The 21,729-nt window shown below is 72.3% G+C and carries 16 protein-coding genes and 1 pseudogene; 10 read left to right on the top strand and 7 right to left on the bottom strand.

Features of this window, described 5'->3' with window-relative positions:
* Positions 1–160 precede the first annotated feature (160 nt).
* Together AB0D93_RS38235 and AB0D93_RS38230 are read left to right on the top strand one after the other, a co-directional pair.
* Positions 161–3,064 carry a lectin gene (locus tag AB0D93_RS38235; protein ID WP_362130243.1) on the top strand — a complete coding sequence of 968 codons (2,904 nt, stop codon included), beginning with the start codon at positions 161–163 and terminating at the stop codon, positions 3,062–3,064.
* Between the two features lie 68 nt (positions 3,065–3,132).
* Entirely contained in the window at positions 3,133–4,305 is a 1,173-nt protein-coding gene (locus AB0D93_RS38230) for a PP2C family protein-serine/threonine phosphatase (protein ID WP_362130240.1), read from the top strand.
* Between the two features lie 12 nt (positions 4,306–4,317).
* Here AB0D93_RS38230 and AB0D93_RS38225 read toward each other — a convergent pair whose 3' ends face one another.
* Both AB0D93_RS38225 and AB0D93_RS38220 read right to left on the bottom strand, forming a co-directional pair.
* A complete protein-coding gene (locus AB0D93_RS38225) occupies positions 4,318–5,124 on the bottom strand; it encodes a maleylpyruvate isomerase family mycothiol-dependent enzyme (RefSeq protein WP_362130237.1) in 807 nt (268 codons plus the stop codon).
* 87 nt (positions 5,125–5,211) lie between these two features.
* Complete coding sequence (locus AB0D93_RS38220; RefSeq protein ID WP_362130233.1) at positions 5,212–7,671, bottom strand: SpoIIE family protein phosphatase; 2,460 nt, start codon at positions 7,669–7,671, stop codon at positions 5,212–5,214.
* A gap of 183 nt (positions 7,672–7,854) precedes the next feature.
* Between AB0D93_RS38220 and AB0D93_RS38215 the strand changes: the two genes are divergently transcribed.
* On the top strand, positions 7,855–9,921 hold the full coding sequence (locus AB0D93_RS38215) for a SpoIIE family protein phosphatase (RefSeq protein ID WP_362130230.1): 2,067 nt from the start codon (positions 7,855–7,857) through the stop codon (positions 9,919–9,921).
* Positions 9,922–10,058: 137 nt separating this feature from the next.
* Here the strand turns inward: AB0D93_RS38215 and AB0D93_RS38210 are convergent, their stop codons facing one another.
* Entirely contained in the window at positions 10,059–10,670 is a 612-nt protein-coding gene (locus AB0D93_RS38210; protein WP_362130227.1) for a TetR family transcriptional regulator, read from the bottom strand.
* 84 nt (positions 10,671–10,754) lie between these two features.
* Here AB0D93_RS38210 and AB0D93_RS38205 point away from each other — a divergent pair, with 84 nt between their 5' ends.
* A complete protein-coding gene (locus tag AB0D93_RS38205; RefSeq protein ID WP_362130314.1) occupies positions 10,755–11,546 on the top strand; it encodes an SDR family NAD(P)-dependent oxidoreductase in 792 nt (263 codons plus the stop codon).
* 75 nt (positions 11,547–11,621) lie between these two features.
* Here AB0D93_RS38205 and AB0D93_RS38200 read toward each other — a convergent pair whose 3' ends face one another.
* Positions 11,622–12,188: a dihydrofolate reductase family protein gene (locus AB0D93_RS38200; RefSeq protein ID WP_362130224.1), complete on the bottom strand. Its 567-nt coding sequence runs from the start codon at positions 12,186–12,188 to the stop codon at positions 11,622–11,624.
* A gap of 407 nt (positions 12,189–12,595) precedes the next feature.
* Between AB0D93_RS38200 and AB0D93_RS38195 the strand changes: the two genes are divergently transcribed.
* On the top strand, positions 12,596–13,363 hold the full coding sequence (locus AB0D93_RS38195) for a GNAT family N-acetyltransferase (RefSeq protein WP_362130221.1): 768 nt from the start codon (positions 12,596–12,598) through the stop codon (positions 13,361–13,363).
* Between the two features lie 40 nt (positions 13,364–13,403).
* Here the strand turns inward: AB0D93_RS38195 and AB0D93_RS38190 are convergent, their stop codons facing one another.
* Complete coding sequence (locus AB0D93_RS38190; protein ID WP_362130218.1) at positions 13,404–14,252, bottom strand: alpha/beta hydrolase; 849 nt, start codon at positions 14,250–14,252, stop codon at positions 13,404–13,406.
* A 109-nt stretch (positions 14,253–14,361) separates the two neighbouring features.
* Between AB0D93_RS38190 and AB0D93_RS38185 the strand changes: the two genes are divergently transcribed.
* Positions 14,362–14,961: a TetR/AcrR family transcriptional regulator gene (locus AB0D93_RS38185; protein ID WP_362130215.1), complete on the top strand. Its 600-nt coding sequence runs from the start codon at positions 14,362–14,364 to the stop codon at positions 14,959–14,961.
* 14 nt (positions 14,962–14,975) lie between these two features.
* Here AB0D93_RS38185 and AB0D93_RS38180 read toward each other — a convergent pair.
* Positions 14,976–15,203, bottom strand: a pseudogene (locus tag AB0D93_RS38180) (DinB family protein); the annotation flags it as partial.
* 76 nt (positions 15,204–15,279) lie between these two features.
* Complete coding sequence (locus AB0D93_RS38175) at positions 15,280–15,990, bottom strand: GPR1/FUN34/YaaH family transporter (RefSeq protein ID WP_362130212.1); 711 nt, start codon at positions 15,988–15,990, stop codon at positions 15,280–15,282.
* A gap of 248 nt (positions 15,991–16,238) precedes the next feature.
* On the opposite strand from AB0D93_RS38175, the gene AB0D93_RS38170 reads away from it, so the two are divergent.
* The 4 genes from AB0D93_RS38170 (at position 16,239) to AB0D93_RS38155 (ending at position 21,669) form a co-directional block, all read left to right on the top strand.
* Positions 16,239–17,012 carry a polysaccharide deacetylase family protein gene (locus tag AB0D93_RS38170; protein WP_362130209.1) on the top strand — a complete coding sequence of 258 codons (774 nt, stop codon included), beginning with the start codon at positions 16,239–16,241 and terminating at the stop codon, positions 17,010–17,012.
* A gap of 222 nt (positions 17,013–17,234) precedes the next feature.
* The gene (locus tag AB0D93_RS38165; RefSeq protein WP_362130206.1) at positions 17,235–18,443 is read left to right on the top strand and encodes an EfeM/EfeO family lipoprotein; all 1,209 of its coding nucleotides are present in this window, start codon (positions 17,235–17,237) and stop codon (positions 18,441–18,443) included.
* Entirely contained in the window at positions 18,440–19,663 is a 1,224-nt protein-coding gene (gene efeB, locus AB0D93_RS38160; protein ID WP_362130202.1) for an iron uptake transporter deferrochelatase/peroxidase subunit, read from the top strand. The genes AB0D93_RS38165 and efeB overlap by 4 nt, the downstream gene beginning before the upstream one ends.
* 203 nt (positions 19,664–19,866) lie before the next feature.
* Positions 19,867–21,669, top strand: coding sequence for an alkaline phosphatase family protein (locus tag AB0D93_RS38155; RefSeq protein WP_362130199.1), 1,803 nt, complete (start codon positions 19,867–19,869; stop codon positions 21,667–21,669).
* Positions 21,670–21,729 lie beyond the last annotated feature (60 nt).

The raw sequence follows: 21,729 nt of genomic DNA, 5'->3' as shown, positions 1-21,729 counted from the left end.
TTGGCCTTAGAAAAAGTTTTGAGCCTGGGTGAAGACGTAGGTTGGCCACCGGAGCTGACATCACGTCAGGCGAACGGCTGGTTCTGCACCGCGCGTCCTTGACAGCAGGGTCTGAAGGGGCCAACTTTCGGGACAACGTTGTCGAAGGGACATGGTCACGATGGTGCCGTTCCGACTTCTGTCCGTGCTGGCCGCGGGCGCCCTGGCCGTGAGTGCCGCCTCCGCCCCCGTCCATGCCGATCCCGTCTCGCTCGCGCCGGTCGCCGATCCGGCACTGCTGGTCGATCCGTTCATCGGGACCTCGCACGCCGCCGACGACTTCCCGGGGGCCGACACCCCGTTCGGGATGGTCCAGTGGAGCCCCGACACCAGCCCGCACCGCCCGGACGGCGGCGGTTACGAGTACAGCGACTCCGCCATCACCGGATTCGGCCTGACCCACATCGCGGGACCGGGCTGCCGGGCCGCGGGCGACATCCCGGTGCTGCCGACCGTCGGCGCGGTCGACACGCTCGCCACGGCCGGCTTCTCGCACAGCGAGGAGTCCGCCTCTCCCGGCTCGTACACAGTGACCCTGGACAACGGCGTCAAGACGGAGCTGACCGCCACCACCCGCAGCGGCATGGCCCGTTTCACCTTCCCCTCCACCAGCCGGGCGAACCTGCTGTTCAAGCTGACGTCCAGCGAGAACGGCGTCACCGCCGCCCAGTTCGACGTGGTGAACGACAAGGAGGTCAGAGGCAAGGTCACCAGCGGCAACTTCTGCGGCGAGGGCAACTCCTACACCGTCTACTACGACATGGTCTTCGACCAGTCCTTCCACCACAGCGGCACCGCCCTCGCCGCCGCCACACCCACCACGCCCAGGAGCAACGCCTCCGCCGGCTCGCCGGAGGCGCCGAACAAACCGGTGCTGCACGGCACCCTGCCGCCTGCGCCACACACCTTCGTTCCCCGGGCGAGCGGCTCCGACGGCTACGTCACCTTCGACACCACCACCCGTCGGGCCGTTCAGGCCAAGGTCGGCATCTCCTACGTGTCGGCCGCCGACGCGGTGGGCAACCGCCAGGCGGAGAACCCCGGCTGGGACCTGGCGAAGGTGCGCGGCGCGGCGCACGACGCCTGGAAGTCGCTCCTCGGCCGGGTGCGGATCGCCGGCGGGACCCCCGCCCAGCAGACCGTCTTCTACACGGCGCTCTACCACGCGCTGCTGCACCCGAACGTGATCAGTGACACCAACCGCCGCTATCCCGGTTTCGACGGCAGGACCCACACCGTCGACCAGGGTCACGGCGCCGCGTACGCCAACTACTCGGGCTGGGACGTCTACCGATCGCAGGCCCAGCTGGAGGCCCTCGTCGCCCCCCGGGCCGCCTCCGACACCGCCCAGTCCATGGTCGACGACTACCGTCAGACCGGACTGTTCCCCAAGTGGTCGGAGAACAACGGCGAGACCTATGTCATGGTGGGCGATCCGGCCGACGAGATCATCGCCGACTACTACGCCTTCGGGGCCCGGAACTTCGACACCGCCGCCGCGCTCAAGGGAATGATCGCGGAGGCGACCGTCCCCAACGCCAACCGGCCCGGCCTGACCTATCTGGAGCAACTGGGCCGGCTCCCCAGCAACGGCAAGTACGGCTGCTGCAACTTCTACGGCCCGGCCTCCACCACGCTCGAGTACGACTCCGCGGACTTCGCGGTCTCGGCCTTCGCCGGTGCCCTCGGCCACACCACTGATCAGCAGCGGTTCGCCGACCGGGCACAGGACTGGCGGAACCTGTTCGACTTCGGCAGCGGATTCGTCCGGCCGCGCGACGCCTCGGGCACCTGGACGTCCGGGTTCTCGCCGACCTCCGGCAAGAACTTCGTCGAGGGCGACTCGTGGCAGTACACGCCGATGGTGCCGTTCAACGTGCACGGGCTGGCCACGGCGATGGGCGGCGACGCGGCCCTGGCCGGGTTCCTGGACACGGACCTGTCCTCCCTGACCGGTGCCGGCGGGCACACCGACCTGGGCAACGAGCCCAGCCTGAACATCCCCTGGGAGTACGACTACATCGGCCGCCCCTACGAGACGCAGAAGGTCGTCCGGCAGGTCCAGGACCAGATCTGGACCGACAGCCCGTCCGGTCTCGCGGGCAACGACGACCTGGGCGAGATGAGCTCCTGGTACGTGTGGTCCGCCCTCGGGATGTATCCGGAGACCCCGGGCACCTCCGATCTGGCCCTGGGCAGCCCACTGTTCGCCCAGGCGGTGATCACCTTGCCGTCCGGCCGGACCCTCACGATCGACGGCAGGGGTGCCGCGGACGACGCTCCGTACGTCCAGTCGGCCACCTGGAACGGCGCGGAGTGGAACGCGGCGCACGCGCCCGACGGAGCCCTCAGCGGCGGCGGCACCCTGAGCTACGTTCTCGGCACCTCCCCCAACACCTCGTGGGCCTCGGCCGCCTCCGCCGCCCCGCGCTCCTACCCGGGCACGCCGGGCTACACCGACGTGGGCACGTCCGGCGACACCGCCGCGGGCTCGGGCAACTTCGACGGCGCGGGCTACAGCTACTCCGCGCACGCCCTGGCCGGCGCGGGGGTCACGCCCGGCTCGAAGGTGACCGTCAACGGGATCTCGTTCACCTGGCCCGCGGTGGCGCCCGGCGCACGGGACAACTACGAGGCGAACGGGCAGACGGTGGCGGCATCCGGCGCCGGGAGCATCTCCTTCCTGGGCGCCGCCAACAACGGACCCGTCTTCGGCACCGCGACCGTCACCTACACGGACGGCACGACCCAGCCGGTCACCCTCGGCCTCTCCGACTGGACGCTGAGCGCGGGCGCCGCCTCACCGCTCGCCGACAACACCGTCGCGGTGACCATGCCGTACCGCAATCACGCGGGCACCGCGTCCGACGGCACCAGGACGTACGTGTTCGCCACGACACCGGTGGCGCTGAGTCCGGGCAAGACGGTCAGCAGCGTGCGCCTGCCGTCCGACGTCGCCGCCGGGGGCCTGCACGTCTTCGCGATCGGTCTCGGCAGCGGGTCGGCGGCACCGGGACGGAGCTGACCGCCGGAACATGCCGTTGAGTGGAGCAATCACCGGGGTGGGCAGGCGCGGCACATCAGGCTGGACGGGTGAAGCGCGGAGGTACGGAACAGGAACCGGAGGCGCCGGCAGCCACGTGGAGCCGACTGCCGGCGCCTCCGGCGTGGCTGCGCTGGCTGCCGGCCCTGTACGTCGTGGCCGTGCTGCTGCTGGAGCCGCTCACGCCCGTCGACTGGCCGGTGAGCTTCGCACTGGTCGCCGTGCCCGTACTGGCCGCCTTCGCGCACGGGCCCGTGGCCGTCGGCGCCGCCACGGTGTTCGCCGTCGTCCTCGAAGGGGTGCTGGCCGGTACCCCCTGCTGTGCGGGCCGGTCCGTGGGCTATCTGTGGGACCGCCACTACGTCGCCTCCTACATCTGCACGGCCCTGGTGGGTGGCCTCGGCACGATCGTGGCCGCCCACCGGATCCGGCGGGAACGCACGCTCGCCGACGTGCGGTACGTGGCCGAGACCGCGCAGCGGGTCCTGCTGCGTCCCGTACCGCACCGGATCGGCAACGTCCGCATGGAGAGCCTCTATCTCTCCGCCGCCGCGGAGGCCCGCATCGGCGGCGATCTCTACGAGGCGGTTCCCACGCGGTTCGGGGTCCGCCTGCTCATCGGCGACGTCCGGGGCAAGGGGCTGCTGGCGGTCGAGACCGCCGCCGCCATGCTCGGGGCGTTCCGCGAGGTGGCGTACGACGAGCCCGATCTGCCCGCGCTGGCCGGCCGGGTGGACACCAGCATGAGCCGCAGGGCGGCACGGCTCGGCGGAACCGAGACCGTCGAGCGGTTCGTCACCGCGGTGTTCGCCGAGATCCCCGCCGGCGGCCGGATCGTCCGGATCGTCAACTGCGGCCATCCCCCGCCGGTCTGTCTGCGCGTCGACGAGGTGCGCGAACTGGACAGCGGGCGGCCGGCGCCGCCCCTGAACCTCGGGATGCTGGTCGAGGACCCGTTCCGCCTCGACACCTACCCGTTCGGACCCGGCGATCAGCTGCTGCTGTACACCGACGGCGTCACGGAGACGCGGGATGCGGACGGCACCTTCTACCCGCTCCTGGAGCGCCTGCGCGCCTGGGGCCCGCTCGAGCCGAAGGCGTTGCTCGAGCGGCTCCATGACGACCTGTTGGCCTTCAGTCAGAACGGCCTCAAGGACGACACCGCGGCGCTCGCGGTCTGCCTGCTGCCCGAGGAACCGCGAGAGCAGCCGTCGGCCGACTGAGCGCGGCCCGGGTCAGAAGGCCGTGTGGGTGAACCAGTTGTCGAGGACCGCGGCCGGGCCCGAGACCTCGAAGACGGGGTCCTGGTACGACCGCCGCCCGTAGAGGAGGAGCAGGAGGTCCGCCGCCTGCCCGCGCACCGCCGCCGTGACCGGCTCGGACGCCCCGGCCTCGGGTCCCACCGGGCGGAAACCGTCCGGCTCCAGTCGCACGAGCCACTCCTCACCGGGTCCGCCGTCGCCGTCCGTGGACCGGAAGGCCAGAAGTTCGCCCTCGCCGCGCAACTTCGTCACCCCTGGGGCGAACAGGCCCGCGTAGGGCAGGTTGACGAGGAACTCGTCCACGCCGTCCGCCGCGAGCACGGGGTCGACGTCCGAGGTCAGGCCGACGGCACGTTCCGCGTCCACCCGGTGCACCAGCGTCTCGAAGAGCATCCGGCGGGCCCAGAACCGCGCGTGGCCGTCCTCGCCCCAGGTCCACATCGGTGCCTGCGGGTCGGTGTCCCCCAGCACGGCCGCCACGCCGGGCACCCCCGCCGCCACCCAGTCCGGGTAGTCCCCCGTGTTCTCCGGCAGCCCCAGCTCGACGTCGCGGCTGCGGGGCGGCTCCTGCACCAGCCGGGTCAGCAGGGTGCAGAACCAGCGCTGCAGCGCTCCCACGTGCAGGGTCAGGTCGGTCAGGGTCCAGTCGGGACAGGAGGGCACGGCGGCCGCCGGGTCGGCGCCCCTGACCGCCTCGGTGAAGCGCAGGGTCTCGCGGGCGACGGCCTCGCGGTAGGTGTCGTACGGCAGGGGATGCCCCGCCCTGCTGGTCGCTGTCATCGGCCGCCGCCATTCTGTTCTGTTCTCGGCACGGATTCCGTCAGGGCCAGTCTGGATGCTGGAGTCCGCTCCAAGGCAAATCCGGGCTCACGGAATCTCCTGTTCGGCCCAGATGATCTTGCCTTCGCCGCTGTACCGGGCGCCCCAGCGATGGGCGAACTGGGCCACCAGGAAGAGCCCGCGGCCGCCTTCGTCCGTGCTCCTGGCGTGCCTCAGCCGGGGGGCCGTGCTGCTGGCGTCGGAGACCTCGCAGGTGAGGCGGGCGTCCCGGAGGAGTCGTAGCCGGATGGGCGGGGTGGCGTAGCGGATGGCGTTGGTGACGAGTTCGCTGACGACGAGCTCCGTGGTCATGGCCAGTTCGTCGCCGAGGCCCCACTCCTCGACCTGCTCGGTGGCGCGCGCACGCAGGGTGGCGACGGCGGCCGGATCGGGGGGTACGTCCCAGGAGGCGACCCGGTCGGCTCCGACGGCGCGGGTGCGGGTCAGGAGCAGGGCGATGTCGTCGGGCTGCGGTACGGGCACGAGCTGCCGCACGGCGGACGTGCACAGCGCGTCCAGGTCCTCGTCGGTGCGGCCGAGGACCTCCCCGAGCCGGCACATGCCGCGCTCCACGTCGTGGTCGCACCCCTCGATGAGCCCGTCGGTGTAGAGGCCGAAAAGGCTGTTCTCGGCCAGTTCGATCTCGGTGGCCTCGAAGGCCATGCCGCCCAGTCCGAGCGGGGGCCCGGCCGGGATCTCGGGGAAGTAGGCGTGTCCGTCCGGTGCCACGACGACGGGCGGCGGGTGTCCGGCCCGGGCCATCGCGCACCGCCGGGTGACCGGGTCGTACACGGCGTAGAGGCAGGTCGCGCCGATGAAGGTGCTGCGCGCGGCCGTCCCGGTGGCGGCCTCCTCGTCGCTCAGCCGGAGCACGAGGTCGTCGAGGTGGGCGAGCAGTTCGTCGGGCGGCATCTCCATGGCCGCGAGGGTCTGCACCGCCGTGCGCAGCCGGCCCATGCTGGCCGCCGCGGTGATGCCGTGGCCCACCACGTCGCCGACGACGAGGCCCATGCGCGCGCCGGACAGCGGGATCACGTCCCACCAGTCGCCGCCGACCCCGCCCGAGGGGTCCGCCGGCAGGTAGGAGGAGGCCACCTCCAGCGCGGTGCCCCCCGTCAGGGCGGGCGGCAGCAGGCTGCGCTGCAGGGTGATCGCCGCCATGTGCTCCCTGGTGTAGCGGCGGGCGTTGTCGACGCACACCGCCGCGCGGGCCACGAGCTCCCGGGCCAGCAGGACGTCGTCGCTACCGAAGGAGACGGGGTTGAGCGACCGGGCGAACGTGGTGAGGCCGAGGGCGGTGTTGCGGGCCCGCATCGGCACGGCGATGAGCGAGTGCAGGCCGTACTCGCGGATGCGTGCCGCGCGTTCGGGCTCCCGGGTGGCCCACAGCCTCTCGGAGGCGTCGAGGACCGGGATGAGCAGCGGCTCGCCTTCGATGATCAGGTGCGCGTCGTGGGGCGGCGGGAGGAAGTCGACGCGTTCGCCGATCTGGACGACGGCCTCCGGGGAGCCCTCGCGCACCGAACGCAGCGCCGCCCGGCGCATCGCCGGCCGCGCCGGCGCGGGCCCCGCGTCGGTCAGCCACGCCCCGTGACCCTCGGTGCTGAGCACGGGTTCCAGCAGGTCGACGACGACGAAGTCGGCGAAACGGGGAACGGCGAAGTCGGCGAGTTCCTGAGCGGTCCCCATCACGTCGAGCGTCGTGCCGATGCTGGTGCCGGCCTCGTTGACCATGGTCAGCAGCTGCCGGGCGGTCCAGCGCTCGGTGACGTCCTGGACCATGTAGCAGACGCCGGTGATCGCGTCCCCGGCGCCGACCAGGGGGAAGAACGAGGTCGAGTAGGCGTGCCGGCGGTGCGGGTCGGCCCAGCTCCACCCCATGTACTCGTAGTCGGTCACCGGTATGCCCGTCCCGAGCACCTTACGCATCAGGCTCTCCAGGGTCTCCGCCTGCAGCCCCGGCAGCAGTTCGCTCAGCCGCCGCCCGAGCCGCTCGTCCCGCGGGACCCCGCCGAACCGTTCCAGGGTGTCGTTCAGCCAGACGTACCGCAGCTCGGTGTCCATGACGGCCATGCCGACCGGTGCGCGGGTCAGGAATCCGTCCATGACCGACTGGCTCATGGTCCACCGCCACCGCTGTTCGCGGGCCGACACCAGGAAGCAGTCGGTGTCGCCCATGCGGAACGAGGCCGAGACCCGCAGCTGGATGTCGAGGCTGCGGCCGTCCCGGTGCCGTACGGCGATCTGCCCGCTCCACCCGCATCCGCTCCGGCACCGCGCCACGATGCCGGCGAGCCGCACGGGGTCCTCGGACCGGGCCAGCAGGCGCGCGGCGGGGGTGCCGAGCAGGTCGGCCGCCGCGTGGCCGAGGAGTGCCTCGGCGCTGCGGGTCCAGCCGACCACCATGCCGTGTTCCGATATCACCGCAGCCGCGTCGGTGGACGCGTCCAAGAGATCACCCGGTCCCCGGGCGGCGGCAGCGGCGAAGCCCTCTGGCACAGATTCCATCAGTTCCACCCATACCCACTATGAGCCTGTTTGTCAGCTGTTGTGCAGGGATACTGCGGGAGGCGAGGGTGCCGTCCGGACGTGGCGCCGTGCGGTTGGGCGGTGCTCGGGCCGGAGGGACCATGGAGGGACCGGTCGCCGGCGCCCGCGGGTGCCCGCCCGTCCGGTGGAGGTGAACCCGGCATGGCAGTGGAGTCCTTCGAAGCCGGCCACGAGGAACCGGGCAACGAGCAGCCCCGGCCGACCGGGCTGCTCGATGTGCTGAGCGTGGCCGCGGTGGCCCTGGACACGCGTGGCCGCATCGTCTTCTGGACCCCGCAGGCCGAGGACCTCTTCGGCTTCTCCGCGGAGGAGGCACTCGGCAAGCCCGCGGCGCGCCTGCTCGTCCACCCGGAACACCTGCAGGCCGTGCAGGGTCTGTTCGCGGAGGTGCTGGAGACCGGCCGGGGCTGGGCCGGCGCGTTTCCCGTGCGGCACAAGGACGGCAGCAGCCGGCTGACGGAGTTCCGGACCATGCGGCTGCTGGACGACCTCGGAGACGTCTACGCCCTGGGCATCGCGGCCGACCACACCCTGCTCCAGCGCGTCGAGACCGACCTGGCCCTGTGCGAGCGGCTGATCAACCAGTCCCCGATCGGCCTGGCCCTCCTCGATCCCGACCTGAGATATCTCCTGGTCAACCCGGCGTTGGAGCGGATCGACGGTGTGCAGGCCGAGGAGCACATCGGCCGCCGGCTGAGGGAGACCCTGCCCTTGCCGGACGTCGACACCGTCGAGTCCGCGCTGCGTCAGGTACTCACCACCGGTACGCCCCTGCTGGACCAGTACCACGTAGGGCGTCCCCCGGCCGATCCCGGCCACGAGCACGCCTGGTCGCTGTCCTTCTACCGCCTGGAGGACCCCGGCGGGCGGGTGCTGGGGGCGGCCGTCTCGGTCGTCGACGTCACCGAGCGGCACCGCGCGGCGGCGGAGGCCGACCGGGCGCGGCGGCGCCTGGCACTCATCGCCGACGCCTCCGCGCGGGTCGGCACCGCGCTGGACGTGGAGCAGACCGCCCATGAACTGGCCGAGATCGCCGCGCCGGCCCTGGCCGACGTGGTCGCCGTGGACGTCCTCGACTGGGCCCTGTCCTGCCGCCGTATGCGCAGACCCGACCAGGGCGCGGAGATCTTCCGGGCGCTCGCCCTGAAGGCGGCCCACCCCACGGTCGCGCTGCGCGCCGCCGACGCCCCCGGCAACATCGCCGCCTATGAGGGTGACCGGATGGTCACGTTGTGCGTCCACACCGGGCGGCCGGTCCTGGTGCGGCACGTCGGGCCGGAGGACCTGCCGCGCATCGCCCGGGACGCCGCGGCCGGCGCGCTGCTCGCGGAGGCCGGCGTCCACTCCTACCTGGCCGTGCCGCTGATCGCCCACGGCGAGGTGCTCGGCGTACTGGACCTCAAGCGGACCCGCAATCCGGCCCCGTTCGACGAGGACGACGTGGTCCTCGCCGCCGAACTCGCCGGCCGCGCCGCCGTGGCCATCGACAACGCCCGCTGGTTCCAGAGCGTCCGCAACACCGCGCTCACCCTGCAGCGCAGTCTGCTGCCCGACCACTCCCCGCACCACACGGGTCTGGAACTCGCCTCCCGCTACCAGCCCGCGCAGGCCACCAGCGAGGTCGGCGGCGACTGGTACGACGTCATCCCGCTGTCCGACGACAAGACCGCCCTGGTGGTCGGCGACGTCATGGGCAACGGCATCGACGCGGCCGCCACCATGGGCCGGCTGCGCACCGCCACCTGTGCCTACGCCGATCTCGACCTCGCCCCCGGCGCGGTGCTCCAGCACCTGGACAAGATCACCTGCGATCTGGAGCACTACATCGTCACCTGCCTGTACGCGGTGTACGACCCCCACACCGGCCGGTGCACCATCGCCAACGCCGGGCACATGCCGCCCGCGCTCGCCCGGCCCGGCGACGCGCCGAGGCTCCTGGAGCTGCCGACCGCCGCGCCGCTCGGCGTGGGAGGCGTCCGGTTCGAGACCTCGACGGTCGCGCTGCGCCCCGGCGATCTGCTGATCCTCTACACCGACGGCCTGGTGGAGACCCGTCAGCACGCCATCGACGACCGGCTGAACGCCCTGCTCGACCTCCTCGACGAACCGCACCGGCCGCTGGAGGAGACCTGCGACGTCCTGCTGTACGGGCTGCGCAACCCTGACGACCACGACGACGTGGCCCTGCTCGTGGCCCGTGCCCTTTGAGGCCCGCCCCTCCCCGGCCGTGTCTCCTGGTGGAAGCCCCGACTTGCCCTACGGGAAGGGGTGTTGATGCCACGCCCGCTCCGGACCGGCCCCCCCTGTCGGCCCGGGGCCGCCACCGCTGTCCGGGTCCCGGCGCCCTACTGTGCCGTCGGCTGTCCTGAGTCAGCCGTGCCCGGACGGTCGGCGGCCCCTCGGACCAGCAGCAGGAGGGCGTCGGCCAGGTCTGCGGCGGGGTCGCCCGTGGCCAGCCGGCGCAGTTGCAGACCCATCACGAGAGCGACCGTCGTGGCGGCGAGGCGCTCGGCGTCCGGGACGCCGAGCGCGGTGAGGATCCGGGCGGCGAGCAGATCGTAGGCCCCGAAGGCCTCGGCCGCCGCCTCCCGCAGCCGCTCGTCGCGCCCGGCGTGCAGGTACAGCTCGAAGGGGGCGAGTTGGGCACTGTCCAGCGCCGAGCCGCAGGCGACCTGGCCGGCCAGGCCGGCCGCGTCCTCGACGTCCAGCCCCTCGGTCCGGCACTGCTCGGCCAGCTCGGTGAAGTGCCGCGCCTCCTCGCGCACGAAGTGCAGCAGGCTCTCCCGCAGCAGGTCGTGCTGGGTCTCGAAGTGGTAAGTGACCGAGCCGAGGGAGACGCCCGCCTCCTTGGCGATCCGGCGGTTCGTGACCGCCGCGACGCCGTCCTCGCCGATGATCCGCAGGACGGCGGTGATGATGCGCTGGCGCATCGGGGCGGAGGGGGCGGCGTGCGGCATGGCGTGCATTCTTCCATCACCGGTGGACAGAGCCCTCCGCGCTCCCTATTGTTCGTTCGAACGAACAGGACGGGAGGGATGATCGTGCACATTGCCGGGTCAACCGTTGTGCTCACCGGCGTCACCGGTGGCATCGGTGGGGCGCTCGCCGCGGAGCTGTCCGCTCGAGGCGCCCGCCTCGTGCTCACCGGCCGGCGGGTCGATGCGCTCCAACCGCTCGCCGAGCGCTACGGCGCCCGGACGATCGCGGCCGACCTGGCCGACGCGGACGACGTACGGCGCCTGGCGGAGGAGGCCGCCGACGCGGACATCCTGATCGCCAACGCGGCGCTGCCCTCCAGCGGCGACGTCCTCGACTACACGCCGGAGCAGATCGACCGGGCCCTCGCGGTGAACCTGCGCGCCCCCGCGATGCTCGCCCGGCTGCTCGCTCCCGGGATGGTGGCCGCCGGACGCGGTCACATCTGCTTCGTGGGCTCGCTGTCCGGGATGGCGGCCACCAAGTCGTCGTCCCTGTACAACGCGACGAAGTTCGGGCTGCGGGGCTTCTCCCTGGCCTTCCGCCAGGATCTGCACGGCACGGGCGTCGGTGTCTCGATCGTCCAGCCGGGTTTCGTGCGCGATCTGGGCATGTTCGCCAAGACGGGCTCGTCGACGCCCGGCGGGGTCCGCACCGTCTCGCCGCAGCAGGTGTGCCGGGGGGTGACGCGCGCGATCGAGCGCGATGTGGCCGAGATCAACGTGGCACCGCTCGAACTGCGGTTCCTCACCAAGGTCGCGTCGCAGTTCCCGGGGTTCGCGGAGCGGGTGCAGCGGCTGGCGGGGGCGGAGCCGGCCATGAACGCGATCGTGGCGGCCCAGCGCTCCAGCCGCTGAGGCTCCGCTTCGGGCGGTGCTCCGCCGGGGCCGTGCCGGGGCCGGGCCGGGCTCCGGCAGGCCCCGGCCCGGTGCTCAGCGCTGACTGGCGGGAGCGCCCGGCAGCGGGGCCCTGCTGCCCCCGCAGGCGTAGACGATCTCCACGGCCCCGCCCGGCAGGGCGCGCTCACGCTGGAAGGCGAGCCCGACGGACGGGTCGAGCGCGGGCGTGAGCCGGGTACCGCCGCCGAACAGCAGCGGCACGACGACCAGTTCCAGCGTGTCGAGGGCGCCGAGGGCGTGGAACGTCTGGATCGTGCGCGGCCCTCCGACGAGGTGGACGTCTCCGCCCCGGTTGGCCGCGCGGATCCGCTCCAGAAGCCGCTCCGGATCACTGTCGGTGACGACGTGGCCGGGGGTGCCGGCCGGGCGGTGGGAACCGAGCACGAACACCTCCAGGTCCGGCCACGGCCAGCGGTTGTTGGTCAGCGCGGGCTCGAAGGTCGTACGGCCCATCAACGCCGCCTCGCACCCTTCGAGGAACTCCCGGATGCCGTGGCTCTCGCCGGACACGAACGCGGGGTCGGCGGTCAGCGCCGGCCACCCGGCCGGTGTGGTCACATAGCCGTCGGCGCTCATGCTCACGCGGGCGCGGATCCTCATGGCGTCTCCTTCGGTCTGGTCCTCCGAGGCGGAAAGGGCCTCCGTCCAAGCGTCGAACGGGCCGCGCGCGCTTCGACACACGGCCGGGAAACGGGCCTCCCCTCCAGTGATCGCTTGTCAGCCCCTCCCCCGGCGTGGCAAGCTCGGCGTGCTCGAAAACGCATCCGGTCACTCCTCATGAAGGACTGAAGTCCATGGTTCCGGCGTCCCCCAGCGGCCGCCGTCGGTATTGAGCCGTCTGCCCCGAGGCAGCGTCCTCCGTACCCCTCGCGTCTCCTCACGGCGGCCCGACGACGTGGTGCCCAGTGCACCGCCGCCTCCTCCCGGAGGTCGTCCCCCCTGTTCTCTGCCCGGCCACGCCCCGGCCCGCGACGGCCCGTGGCCGCCTTCACCGTGAGGTCTTCAACGTGCGCACCGATGTCCAGAGCTTTGCCGTCGCCCACCTCCGGCGCCGCCCGGCGGTGCGGGAGGTCGGCGGCTTCGTCGTGGGGTTCGACCCCTCGACGAACAGCCCGTACGTCAACTACGCCACACCCGTACCCGGCGCCGAGCCCACCGGCCGGGACGTCGCCGACCTGATCGCCGCGTTCCGTGAGCGCGGGCTCACACCCCGGCTGGAGTTCGCACCGGAGGCCGCGCCCGCCGTGGAACCCGCGCTGCGCCGGGCCGGGTTCGGCACCGAGGCGGTGCACGAGTACCTGGTCTGCACCCCCGCCACCCTGGCCGTGCCCGGCCCCGGCCCCGGCTCGGCGGAACCGGTCGCGGTGGTGGCCCCGGCGACGGACGCGGACTACACCGCTGTCGACACCGCGCTGGCCGAGGCCTTCGGCGGCGAGTGGGCCCCGTCCCCGGAAGGCGCGGCGCGGTTGCGACGGACCGAGGAGGGCGGCGGGGCCGTCCGGTTCGTCCGCGCTCCCGGCGGCGGCTGCGCCGGCGGCGCGCTCTGTTCGGCGCCCGCCGTGGGAACCGCCGAGCTGGCGGGGGTGGGCACCCTTCCCTCGTTCCGGGGCCGTGGCATCGCGGCGGCGGTCACCTCGGCCCTGGCCGGGACCATGTTCGGCCGTGGCGCGCGGTCCGTGTGGCTGGAGTACTCCGGCGAGGGCTCCCGCCGCGTGTACGAGAGGGTCGGCTTCCGGCCGGGCGGCACGCGCCTGTACGTCTCACTCGAAGCCTGACCGCTCGGCCGGGGCGCCGGTGTCCCCGCCGGCGCTCGGGTCAGCTCTCCGCGGGCAGCGGGTGGTCCTTGACGAACCGGCGGATCTCCTCCGTGAGCGCCGCCGGGTTGTCCAGCTGGACCAGGGTGCGGGCGTCGGGGATCTCCACGTACCGGGCGTCGGGGAGCAGTTCGGCCAGGCGGCGGCCCGTCGCGGGTGGCATCATGCGGTCCTCGGCACCCCAGGCGACCAGTGCCGGGCGGGTGAACCCGGGGAGGTTGCGGGCCGCTTCCAGGTAGCAGTTCTTCCGGGTCGTACGCAGGAACTTGGCCAGGTCGCGGCGGATATGACGATTCGTCTGCAGCGGACGGTACCAGCGTGCGACGAGTTCCCCGGGCAGCCGCTTCTTCGCCATGCCGCCGAGCGAGGTCTGCATACGGGCGAGGAAGGGGAAGCGGAAGGACTGCACGAGGAGGAAGATGCCGCCGGGGACCCGGCAGACCACGGACAGGATGCGGCCCTGGACGCCGGGCGGGTAGTTGTCGAGGGCCTCGCACGAGGTCAGGACGAGCCGCGCGATGCGCTCGTCCCTTACGCCGACCAGGAGTTGGGCCGTTCCGGTGTCGTTCTGGACCAGGGTGACGTCCCGCAGGTCCAGGCGGTCCATGAACTCGGCCAGCAGACGGGCGACGCCGTGCGCGGAGAGGTCCGCGTCCGGCCGCATCGGCCGCCGGTGGCTGCCGATGGGCAGCACGGGCACCAGGACACGGAAGTCGGGGCGCAGGGCGGACACGACGTCGGCCCAGACCGATTCGTCGAAGCCGAGCCCGTGGACCAGGACCACGGCGGGCCCGTCGCCTCCGGTGTCCTGGTAGTCGATGGTTCCCGCGCTCAGCTCGATCTCCGGCATGCCCGTGCCTCCGACCCGGTGGACTGTGTCACCTCTTGATAGATCGTTCTAGTGACAGAATAGGCGCCGACCGCCCCTTGGCAACAGCGGCTCCCCGGAGGTGCCACCCGTGAGCGACGGCAAGGCCATCAGCACCCACGAGACCCGGCAGCGCATCGTGAACGCCGGCACCGAGCTGTTCCGGCGTTCGGGATACACCGGGACCGGGATGAAGCAGATCGCCGAGGCGGCGGGTGCGCCCTTCGGCTCCATCTACCACTTCTTCCCCGGCGGGAAGGCCCAGCTGGGCGAGGAGGTGATCCGCACCTCGGGCGCCGTCTACCTGGGGCTCATCACCACGCTGATGACGCCGTACGAGGACCGGGTGGCGGCCACCGCCGACGCCTTCGCGGCGGCGGCGGGCACCCTCGCGGAACTGGACTTCGCCGACCCCTGCCCCATCGCGACCGTGGCGATGGAGGTGGCGAGCACCAACGAGGCGCTGCGGCAGGCGACTTCGGAGGTCTTCGGCGGCTGGATCGACCACCTCGCCGCCTACTACGCCGAAGGCGGCATCCCCGGGCCCACCGCCCGGGAGACGGCGAGCTCCGTCATCGCCCTGCTGGAGGGCGCCTTCATGCTGGGCCGCGCCGCGCGCAGCACCGAACCGGTACGGGCCGCGGGCACGGCTGCCGCCGCGATCGTCCGGGCGGCGCTGACCGGGGAGTGAGCCGGCCGCGGCCGTCACGTCCGCCGGTCGGCCCGGTAGAGGTCACGGAGCAGGGCGATCCCGGCTCCGTGGTGCAGCACTTCCTGGTTGACCCACCAGACGATGTCGAGGAAGGGCTCCTCCGCGTCACTGCCGTACGGGTAGGCGCAGTACCCGACGGTGTCCAGCGCCGCGTCGTCGGCACTCAGCAGTACCTGCCGCCAGGCGGCGGCACCGGTCTCGAAAGCCCCGATCGCATTCGATCTCGGGATAGAGGGCCATCCGGGCACCGTAGCCCCTGGCGGAGCGCCCCCGGCGGCCGTTCCGCGAGCTACGCGCTCACAGCTGTCGCCGTACGCCGGCCTCCCGCTCGGTCTGGTCCAGTTGGTGACCGAGGTCGCCCTGCAGGGACGTCCGGGCGCGGCCGCGGCGGCCCAGCGGGAGGACGGTGCGCTGGGCGGAGTCCTCCAGCAGGAGCGCGAAGCCGCCGTACAGGGCGAAGACGGCCAGGGCCACCCCGACCCACCCGGCGGCGGTGCGCAGCACGGTCGCGCCGCCCGCCTCGTAGGCTCCCGTCAGGCCGAAGCGGCAGGCTCCGACCATCAGCAGCACCGCGAACAACGGCTTGCCGGGAATCGCGGCCGCGCTCAGCAGCAGCATCAGCGGGGCGACGCTCAGCAGGAAGACGGCCAGCCCGGCACTGGGCTGCCCCGGCGCCCCGGTCAGGGTCACCAGAGCGGTGCCCGCCCACGCGCAGCCCAGCACGGACAGACCGCAGGCCGCGCCACCGTCGCGGGACAGGAACGCGAACACTCCGGCGAGCAGTTGCAGGGGCACGACGAACACCAGGACCAGCAGCATCACCGGCCGGCTCTGCTCCAGGGGCACCCACTCCAGCTGCACGGCGCTGAGCAGGACGCTGCCGGTGCCGAAGGCGAAGAAGCCCAGCGGCAGACTGCTGGCCAGCGGCCGGAGCATGATCCTCGTCAGGGCTTCCGGCCGTGGCGGCCCGGCGGCCGTGTCGTAGGTCCGCGCTGCTGGTGGCGGCATCCGGATCACCCCGTCCCTCGGACCCGAGGAGTGCTGCTGCGCCCCTCGTACGACACGGAGTACCCCGTTGTCCACGGTGTCCTCCGTCCTCTTCCGCCCCAGTGATCGTGGCATCTGTCGCAAGAGCGCCCCGGAATTGTCCGTGATCGGTAACAGCCGGATCCCGCGATCAACCCCGGCCGTCCTGACAGGTGCACGGAACAGGCGTGCACAACACCACAGGGACACGGCACGGAACGGGGCGGGGCATGGCGCGGCATGGCGGGCGGGGATGGTACGGCCGGGTGGTTGCGGCGGCGGTCGGCGTCACGGCGCTGGCGGCCGCCACGTCGGTGTGGACCGCGCAGGCCGGCCAGCCCGGCGGGGGTTCGGCCGGGTCGGGCGGCGCGGCGCGGCCCGCGGCGCCGAAGGCGGCACCGGTGTCGGCGGACATCGCCCACGCCTCGGACGGGGGCGCGCACGCGGTGAACATCACCATCGACGACGGCCCGGACCCGGTCTGGACCCCGCAGGTGCTCCAGGTGCTGCGCGAGAACGGGGTCAAGGCGACGTTCTGCATGATCGGTCCCCAGGCCCAGGCGCACCCCGACCTGGTCCGGCGGGTGGTGGCGGCCGGGCACCGGCTGTGCGACCACACCGTGTCGCACGACACCACGATGGACAAGAAGTCCGAGGCCTACCAGTCGCAGGAGATCCTGGACGCCGAGCGGCAGATCACCAAGGCGTCCGGGGGTGTACGGCCGATGTACTACCGGGCTCCGGGTGGCGCCTTCACCCCGTACAGCCGGCACCTGGCGGCCGAGCACGGGATGCGGCCGCTCGGCTGGAACGTGGACTCCAAGGACTTCGAGCGGCCGGGCACCGACGCCATCGTCAGCACGGTCAGGAGCGAACTGACCAACGGCCCGACGCTCCTCTTCCACGACGCGGGCGGCGACCGCTCGCAGACCGTGGCCGCGCTGCGCACGCTGCTGCCCTGGCTGAAGCAGCAGGGTCATTCCTTCGGTTTCCCGGTGCGCTGAGTCCCGGAAGCCGCCGTGGGGGAACGGCGCGCGCGACAGGCCCGGTTGTGGATGCCGTCCGTCGATACGCCCCTTTCGAACGGAATCCTGAGCCGTGTCCCCGCACGGGCCGGTGAACCCCGGGGGAAATCTTGGCCATCGCGGCCTGGGGACGCCTGTTCGGATCCGGAGGGGTGCCTACGATGAGGCCGCTGTGTCACGTCGTCCCTTGAAAGGCTCGCCATGCCGTTGCCCCGCCTCGGCACGCGGTCCGTTCATCTGCGGACGGCCCCCGCCGTGTTCGTCGTCCTCTCCGTGGCCCTCGCGGGCGCGCCGCTGGCCTGCTCGCTCGGCGGCCCGCGCCACGGCCGGGCCGCCGGCGGCCCGTCGGGGCACGTCGTCGTGGACGTGTCGAAGAGCCACTGCGGCCGCGGCTGGACCCGGTCCGGGCCCGGGGTGCGGACCTTCGACCTGCACAACTCCTCCGACGGCGCCGCGGAGGTCTACCTGGAGGACCCCGGCAGTCAGGTGGTCTACGGCGAGGTGGAGGGCATCGGGCCCGGCACGACACGGCAGTTGACGGTCCGGCTGGGCGAGGGGACGTACGCCTTCAAGTGCGTGCCCGACGACGCCGACGCCGTCACCGGACCCAGCGTGCGCATCAGTGGCGGACAGCGCGGCCCGGGTGCCGCGCCGGTCTCCGCGCACGACCTGATCCCGCCCGCCCTCGCCTACCAGAAGTGGGTCGGCACCGGGCTCGACGACGTCGTCCGGCTGACGACGACGCTCAGGGACACCATCGACCGGGGCGACCTCGCGGCCGCCCGGTCGGCCTGGCTGCCGGCGCATCTGGAGTACGAGCGGCTGGGGGCGGCGTACGGCGCCTTCGGGGACGCGGACGCAGCGGTCAACGGCACCGACGCCGGTCTGCCCGGCGGGGTGCACGACAAGGACTTCGCCGGATTCCACCGCATCGAGTACGGGCTGTGGCACGGCGAGTCGGCCGACGGCCTGCGCGCCCCGGCGACCGCGCTGGTCAAGGCGGTGACCGGGCTGCGGGACGCCTGGTCGCAGGCCCGTATGGACCCCGCCCAGCTGGGCCTGCGCGCGCACGAGATCCTGGAGAACACCGTGCAGTTCGAGCTGACCGGCCGCACCGACTACGGCAGCGGCAGCAACCTCGCCACCGCCCGCGCCAATCTGGACGGCACCCGCGAGGTGCTGTCCCGGCTGAGGCCCCTGCTGGCGACCCGGTACGCCGGTCTCCCGGAACTCCGCAAGGAACTGGACCGCGCCGGACACACCCTCGACGGCTTCCACCACGGCGATTCCTGGACCCCGCTGAACCGTCTCACCCGCGCACAGCGGGAGGACGTCGACGCGGTGCTCGGCGACCTGGTGGAGCGGCTGGCGTCGGTGGCCACCCTGTGCGACCCCCGGAGGACCGTGTGAGCACCGGCGAACGACCCGACGGCCTGGGCCGGCGCGGCTTCCTGCGCGGTGCCGCCCTGACGGGCGCCGGCCTCGCCACGAGTGCCGCCGCGCCCTCCACCGTGGCCACCACGCCGGCGTCCGTCGCCCCCTTCCACGGCGTCCACCAGGCCTCCGCGATCGCGGCCCCGCGCCGGAGCTGCGTGTTGGCCTCCCTGGACGTGACCGCCGGGAACCGGACCGAACTCACCGACCTGCTGCGCACGCTCACCGACCGGGCCCGCCTCCTCACCCCCGGTGGCACGCCGTCCCCGGTGGGCGTCACCGGCCCGCCCGCCGACTCGGGCGTCCTGGGCGGCCGACTGCCCTCCGGGCAACTGGCCGTGACCGTCGGCGTCGGAGCCTCGCTCTTCGACGACCGGTTCGGGCTCGCGGCGCTCAGGCCCCGGCGGCTGACCGCCATGCCCACCTTCCCCGACGACGACCTCAGGGCCGACTGGTGCCACGGCGACCTCAGCCTCCAGCTGCACGCCGACGAGCCGGACACCGTCCTGCACGCGCTGCGTGACATCGCCCGGCACACCCGGGGCGCCGCACAGGTCCGCTGGCGCCTCGACGGCTTCTCCAGCCCGCCCCGGCCCTCCGGAACCCCCCGCAATCTGCTGGGGTTCAAGGACGGCACCGCCAACCCGGACACGACCAGTGCCCGCACGATGGACCGCCTGGTGTGGGTGGGCAAGGGCATGGGCGAGCCGGACTGGGCGGTCGGCGGCAGCTACCAGGTCGTGCGTCTGATCCGGATGCTGGTGGAGTTCTGGGACCGGGTCTCGCTCAGCGAGCAGGAGCGGATGTTCGGGCGGGCGAAGGAGTCCGGGGCACCCCTGGACGGTGACGGCGAGCACGACACGCCGAAGTACGCCAACGACCCCAAGGGTGACGTCATCCCGCTGGACGCGCACATGCGGCTCGCCAACCCGCGCACACCCGCCACCGCCGACCAGCGTCTGCTGCGCCGCGCGTACAACTACGACCGGGGCATGGACGCCAACGGCAACCTGGACATGGGGCTGCTGTTCGCCTGCTACCAGCAGGACCTGAAGCGGCAGTTCGAGGCGGTGCAGCACCGGCTGGCGGGCGAGCCGCTGACGGACTACATCAGTCCGTTCGGCGGGGGCTACTTCTTCGTGCTGCCCGGCGTACGGGACGCCTCCGACTGGTACGGGCGTGCCCTGTTCGGCTGAACCTGTCCGGACAGGCCGGCGGCCGTAAGAGTCAACACGTCGTCAAGAACGGCGTCGGCATCCATGACCCGGTGTTCATCCAGGCGTCATCATGACTCCGCCGACACGCCTGGCAACGGGCGCAGCATGCGTGCTCGTACAACGCACTGACGTTCTGTCCGGAGGGGTAGACCACCATGGCCAGCAGGGGAAGACGAACCGCGATGCGCAGTCTCGGGGCGCTGGCGGGAGCCGCCGCGCTCACGGTGCTCGGCGGCAACGCGCCGGGCTGGGCGGCAGCGCCCTCCGGAGCGCAGGGCGGGCACTCGTCGACCACGACGCCGATCAAGCACGTCGTCGTGCTCTTCGACGAGAACATCTCCTTCGACCACTACTTCGCCACGTACCCGAAGGCGCCCAACACCGACGGTACGAAGTTCAAGGCGGCGAAGAACACCCCGAAGGACATCGACACCCTCGCGCACGCGGGCCTGCTCGAGCACAACCCGAACCAGTACGCACCCAAGCGGCTGTCCCCGTCCCAGGCCATGACCTGCGACCAGAACCATTCCTACGGGCCGGAGCAGTACGCCTACGACGGTGGCAAGGCCGACCAGTTCGTGCAGAACACCGAGGTCGACAAGTGCAGCGGCGGCCTGTTCGGCGAGCCGGGCCTGGCTATGGACTACTACGACGGCAACACCGTGACCGGGCTGTGGAACTACGCCCAGCACTACGCGCTGAGCGACCGCTCCTACAGCTCGAACTACGGCCCGTCCACTCCCGGCGCCCTGAACCTGGTCTCCGGCAACACGCACGGCGCCGTCTCCGTCGACCCGGTCACCGGCAAGCAGACGGCGAAGCCGGACTCGTACGCGATCCAGTCACCCGACGCCAAGGGTGTCGGCACGGTGATCAACGACCCCGACCCGGCCTACGACGACTGCTCCGGCAAGGACCACACGAGCAGCAACGCGCTGGCGGCGATGCAGGGCAGGAACGTCGGTGACCTGCTCAACGCCGGGCACGTCTCCTGGGGCTGGTTCCAGGGCGGCTTCCGTCCGTCGACCGCGTGGGACGGCAAGTCCGGTTCCTACGCCAAGTGCGACACCACCCACACCAACGTGGGCGGCGCGGCCGTGGTCGACTACAGCCCGCACCACAACCCGTTCTCGTACTACAGGTCGACGGCGAACCCGCACCACCTGGCGCCCAGGAGCGTCTCGGAGATCGGGCACAACGGTCGGGCGAACCACAACTACGACCTGACCGACTTCTCCGCCGCGCTGAAGGCGGGCAAGCTCCCGGCCGTGAGCTTCCTCAAGGCCGGGGCGTACCAGGACGGCCACGCGGGCTACTCCGACCCGCTGGACGAGCAGCACTTCCTGGTGCGGCAGATCAACGCGATCCAGAGCTCGCCGCAGTGGAAGTCCACCGCGATCGTGGTCGCCTACGACGACTCCGACGGCTGGTACGACCACGCCTACGTGGCCCCGAGGAACGGCTCGGCGGACACCTCGCTCGGCTCCAACGGCAAGGCGACCGACAGCCCGGCCTGCCAGAAGGGCCCGAAGGCGTCCGGTGGTTACGCCGACCGCTGCGGCCCCGGCACCCGCCAGCCGCTGCTCGTCATCTCGCCGTTCAGCAAGGTCAACAAGGTCGACCACACCCTGACGGACCAGGCCTCCATCACCCGGTTCATCGAGGACAACTGGCGCACCGGCCGGATCGGCGACCACTCCTTCGACGCCACGGCGGGCTCCCTCTCGGGCCTGTTCGACTTCCGGCACCCGAACGACAAGCAGGTGCTGCTGAACACCGACGGCTCGGTCCGGCACGTCGGGCCGATCAAGTACGTCGCCCCGGTGTCCACGAGCATCACCCCGGGCCCGGCCATGCAGAGCACGGCCGCGTCGGCCGGCGCCTCCGGGTTCCCGGCCGTGCCGGTCAGCCTCGGCGTGGGTGCCCTGCTGGCCGCAGGTGCGACCGGCACGTACCTGACGCTGCGCCGCAAGCAGCAGGCGTGAACCTGTAGTTCCGGGTGGGGAAGGGCGCGCGTGATAGGTATTTGACACGTCTGTTTTACA

The organism is Streptomyces sp. NPDC048191, from assembly GCF_040652655.1.
Lineage (GTDB): Bacteria > Actinomycetota > Actinomycetes > Streptomycetales > Streptomycetaceae > Streptomyces.
This window is presented reverse-complemented; position numbering and strand designations above follow the sequence as displayed.